Origin of the sequence: Rhodococcus sp. IEGM 1305 (genome assembly GCF_030058635.1) — a bacterium.
Taxonomy (GTDB): Bacteria; Actinomycetota; Actinomycetes; order Mycobacteriales; family Mycobacteriaceae; genus Rhodococcus_F; species Rhodococcus_F opacus_D.
This window is the reverse complement of record NZ_JASHKX010000074.1, coordinates 1-3,715: the sequence shown is the minus strand read 5'-3', so window position 1 is coordinate 3,715 and position 3,715 is coordinate 1. Positions and strand designations below refer to the sequence as shown.

General features: G+C 68.7%; 1 protein-coding gene. It reads left to right on the top strand.

Annotated features, from left to right (window positions below):
• Positions 1-3,715: non-ribosomal peptide synthetase (locus QM693_RS37425; protein WP_283354824.1), on the top strand; the 3,715-nt coding region annotated here is incomplete at both ends.

Genomic DNA, 3,715 nt, shown 5'->3' with positions numbered 1-3,715 from the left:
TCACCACCATCAAAGAACAACTCCACACCACCCCCGACCACGGCACCGGATACGGCCCCCTCCGATACCTCAACCCCCACACCGCAACCCAACTCCGCAACCTCCCCCAACCCCAAATCACCCTCAACTACCTCGGCCGGTTCGACCACCCGCCGCACCGGCTCTCGAACGGTGCCGGCTGGGAACCGATAACCAGCATCGAGTTCGACACCACGATCCTCGGAAACGTGCCCGTCGCAGCGATTCTCGACGTCAATGCCTACGTCTACGAGTCAGGGGGCGCCCCGATCCTGCGCGCCACCTGGGTGTATCCGCCCGGTGTGCTGCCGGCGGCCGACGTCACCGAGCTCACCGCCCTCGCCGACCACATCAGCCGACCCGGCGCCGGCCGGCTCACCCCCAGCGACCTCGACCTCGTCCACCTCGACCAACCCGCCCTCGACGCACTCCACCACCACTACCCCACCCTCACCGACGTCTGGCCCCTCACCCCCTTGCAGGCCGGTCTCCTGTTCCACCACGAACTGACCAGCCAGGCCCTCGACACCTACGTCGTCCAACTCGTCCTCGACATCGACGGACCCCTCGATCCCGACCGTCTCCGCGACGCCGCGGACACCCTTCTCGGCCGTCACCCGAACCTCCGCGCCGCTTTCGGACACACTCACGACGGCACCCCGATTCAAATCGTCACTCCTGCAATACTTCCCTGGAATCACCACGATCTCCGCGCCGAGCGTGACGCGACGGTCGCTCACGACATCGTCACCGCCGACCGCACCACCGCGTTCGACCTGACCGCGCCACCCCTGCTCCGGCTCACGCTCATCACGCACGGACCGACCCACCACCAGGTCGCCCTCACTCATCACCACATCCTGCTCGACGGCTGGTCGACGCCCCTTCTCCTGCACGAACTCCTCCAGTTGTACGAGCACCACGCCGACCCCGGCGCTGTGCCGCGACTCCTCCCGTATCGCCGCTACCTGGAGTGGCTCACCCAGCAGTCACTCGAGGAGAGCCGGGCCGCGTGGGCCGACGTCCTCGACGGACTGGAAGGACCCACGATCCTGGTGCCGTCCGCGCGCGGCCGCATCCCATCCACTTTCCCCGAGGAGTATCGGGTCTCGCTGTCAAGGGAGCACACCGATGCGTTGCGGACCGTGGCCCGCACCCACGACCTCACCCTCCACACCATCATCGACACCGCCTGGGCCCTCGTCCTCGCCACCCACACCGGCACCACCGACATCACCTTCGGCACCACCGTCTCCGGACGCCCACCCCACATCCCCGGCATCGAAACCATGATCGGACTCTTCATCAACACCATCCCCGTCCGCATCACCCTCCACCCCACCGACACCCTCACCACCCTCCTCACACGCACCCACACCACCCACACACAACTCCTCGACCACCACCACCTCCCCCTCACCCACATCCCCAACCCCCACGCCACCACCTTCGACACCATCACCGTCCACGAGAACTACCCCCACCACACCACCACCCCACCCACCGACCTCACCATCACCACCACCTCCGCCACCGACGCCACCCACTACCCCCTCGCACTCGCCACCACCACCGACACCGACACCACACTCCACCTCAAGTTCGAGTTTCTGCCGGAGTTCCTCAGCCGCAACGACACCGAGGCGATCGCGGCACGCATGTGCCGGGCTCTGGACGTCATCGCGACGGCACCGGACACGACCGTCGCGTCGGTGCGGCTTCTCGGCGACGACGAGTTCCGTGCGCTCGCGCCCGTGCGCGGCGGTCCCGCACCCGCCACCCGCACGCTCGCCGCGATCGTCACCGACGCCGCAGCCCTCGATCCGGACGCCGTCGCGCTCGAGGATTCCAGTCGCGCGGTGAGTTACCGCGACCTCGACGAGGCGTCGAACCGGCTCGCACGCCTGCTGATCACGCACGGCGCCGGCCCGGAACGCTACGTTGCCATGGCGATACCGCGGTCCCTCGAGTCAGTCCTCGCGGTCTGGGCGATCACCAAGACCGGGGCCGCTTTCGTCCCGATCGACCCGGGCTATCCCGCCGCACGCATCGCCGAGATGATCGCCGATTCGGGTGTCGCGCTCGGCGTCACACTGACACCGCAACGTGAGCGGCTCCCGGACACGGTGCCGTGGCTCGTCCTGGACGAACCCGGGACGATCACGACGGTCGAACAACAGTCGAGCGGCGCCCTCGGTGACGCCGATCGCCGCCGGCCATTGCGACCCGACCATCCCGCGTACCTGATCTACACGTCCGGATCGACCGGTGTCCCGAAAGGCGTGGTGGTTCCGCACCGCGGGCTGGCCACGCTGGCCGCGGCGCAGGCGGCCGGCCTCGGTCCGGGGCGGCACTCGCGCGTGCTCCACTTCTCGTCACCCTCGTTCGACGGATCGGTGTTCGACTATCTACTGGCGTTCGGCTGTGGCGCGACTCTGGTGATCAGCCCGCCGACCATCGTCGGCGGCACGGAACTGTCCCGCTTCGTCGCCGCCGAACGGGTGACGCATGCCTTCGTCCCGACTGCCGCGCTAGCCTCGGCCGATCCCGACGACCTCGACGGATACGACGGGTTCGGCGAAATTCTCGTGGCCGGAGAAGCGTGTCCGCCCGGTCTGGTGACCCGGTGGTCCCGTGGCCGTGCTCTGCGGAACGGCTACGGCCCCACCGAAACCACCGTGATGTCCAACATCAGCGCGCCGCTCGCACCCGGGTCCGACGTGACGATCGGCGGCCCGATCGCCGGTGCGGAGGAAGTGGTGCTGGATGCGCGGATGCAGCCGGTCCCGGACGGTGTTCCGGGTGAGTTGTACATCGCCGGGCCGGGTCTGGCCCGCGGATACCACCGGAGGCCGGGGCTGACCGCCGGACGCTTCGTCGCCGCTCCATACGGGCCGGCGGGCGAGCGGATGTACCGGACCGGCGACATCGTCCGCTGGATCGCCGACGAGTCCGACGGTCGGGTGGTCGAGTACCTCGGCCGGGCCGACTTCCAGGTGAAGGTGCGCGGGTTCCGCATCGAACCCGGCGAGATCGACGCCGTCCTCGGCGCCCACCCGGACGTGGAATACGCCGCGACACTCACCCGCACCGGGCCCGCCGGGGACCCGATCCTCGTCTCCTATGTCGTCGGTTCCGCGGAGCTCGACCCGGCACGCCTCTCTGCCTATCTCACCGAACGACTTCCGGCGCACATGGTGCCCGGCGCGATCGTGCCGATCGACCGGATCCCGCTGACCCCGGTCGGCAAACTCGATCGCGCCGCGCTGCCCGATCCCCGGTTCGACTCCCCGGCCGATTCCGCGCACCGACCGACGTCGCCCGTCGAGGAGACCGTCGCGAACGCATTCGCGGCCGTTCTGGGGCTCGAGCACATCGGTGTCGACGACAACTTCTTCGAGGCGGGCGGGAACTCGCTGACGGCGACCCGGGTGGTGGCGCGGGTCAATTCGACGCTGCATACCCACATCGACGTCCGGACCTTGTTCGAGGACCGGACACCGCGAGTCCTGTCCACCCACCTCGACCACGACTCGAACGACGCCCCGCTGCCGGTGCCCACTCCGGGGCCCCAACCGGAGTTCGTGCCGTTATCGCCAGCCCAGCAACGCATCTGGTTCCTCAACCAATACGACACCACCACCCCCACCTACAACATCCCCCTCACCCTCCACCTCACCGGCCACCTCGACACCAC